Consider the following 1,372-nt stretch of genomic DNA (forward strand, 5'->3'; position numbering starts at 1 on the left):
CCTGTTGCCTCATGTCAAGATGCGCGCGAAGGCTGATTCGTTGCCTCACGTGAACGTGCGCGCTTGGTGACTGGGGCCTTAGTGGCGGGACCAGCTTTGCTGGTGGTGATCGTCAAGAGCTGGGCGGTGAGGGCTTGGATCTGACGCTGAGTGGCGGCGGGATTGATCAAGGAGTAGGTGCGGGTCAGCGCTACGATGCGCTCAACGGTCATCGCGGGATGATCGATCGCGCGGTGAAACGGCGTGGCGGCGGTGTCATGTTTCTTCGACACTTTGGCTCCCTGGCGGACTTTGGATAGCAGTTTCTGCTGCGGGTAGAAGTAGTTGGTCAGTTGAGACTGGAGACGCCATATCTCGTTGAGTAACAACAGCTCCGCGGCTGTGTCGTAGCGGTGGTAGCCGACCACGGTACGTACCACCGCCCAGTTCTTCTGCTCGACATGGCAGCCGTCGTTCTTGTTGCCTGGCCGTGCGCGCGTGAAGGTGATTTGGTGGCGTTCGCACCATTGCAGCAAGGCTTGGTTGATGAATTCTGAGCCGTTGTCCGAGTCGACGCCCAGCATCGGAAACGGCATGTTGTAGGCGATCTCGTTGAGTGCGCGAAGGACGCCTTTGGCAGCCTTGCTAGGCACTGAGCGGTTCTCGGTCCACCCGGTGGCCACGTCGGTGACGGTCAGGGTGAATGCGAACGCTCCGGCGGCGTTACCGCCATCGTGGGACACCAGGTCGATCTCGACGAACCCAGGCCGGGCATCGTCCCAGTCGGCCCAGGTACGCACCGGAATCTGACTTTTGAGCAGCGATCCCGGCTTAGTAGTGCAGCGCCCCTTGAGTTGATACTTGGCCCGTTCACCGGCCAGGCGACGATCGATGGTGGCAGCAGACATTGACACCAATAGTTCCGCGGTGTCCTGATCGATCTCCAGTTCCCCGAAATGGCGCAGGACTGCCAGCAGTTCACCCAGCATGGGGGCCAGCCTCTTGCCGGCCGGCATCCCCAACACTGTCCAGCACACCGTCAGTGCGGCAATGACATCCGGCCCGTACTTCGGTGGGCGCGGAGTTCTGGGTGACACCAGTTTGGGGTGCAAAGCCGTCGTGAGGGCCTTGCGGGCGTGGTTGCGGTGCCAGCCGGTGGTGGCGCACAACTCGTCGAGAATGATGCCCTTGGTCGTCTTGTCTGCCAACGAGTAGCGGATCGCGATCGTCTCAGTCACTGCCCTGCGCTCGGCCAATGTCAACCCCATCATCTGGGCCTACTGAGTTCGTAGCTGACCGATCACGTAGGCGCGCCGCACACGCGCGCATTTTTAGTGAGGCAACGAAGCATCATTTCGAGGCCTTTCACGCGCATTTCGGATGAGTCAACGCG

1 protein-coding gene is annotated in these 1,372 nt (G+C 60.9%); it reads right to left on the reverse strand.

Going from position 1 to position 1,372, the window contains the following annotated elements:
* Positions 1 to 14: 14 nt before the first annotated feature.
* Positions 15 to 1,247 carry a DDE-type integrase/transposase/recombinase gene (locus ACTWP6_RS30255; RefSeq protein WP_443189632.1) on the reverse strand — a complete coding sequence of 411 codons (1,233 nt, stop codon included), beginning with the start codon at positions 1,245 to 1,247 and terminating at the stop codon, positions 15 to 17.
* Positions 1,248 to 1,372 lie beyond the last annotated feature (125 nt).

It is taken from the genome of Mycobacterium sp. 4D054 (genome assembly GCF_052245755.1).
Classification (GTDB): Bacteria; Actinomycetota; Actinomycetes; order Mycobacteriales; family Mycobacteriaceae; genus Mycobacterium.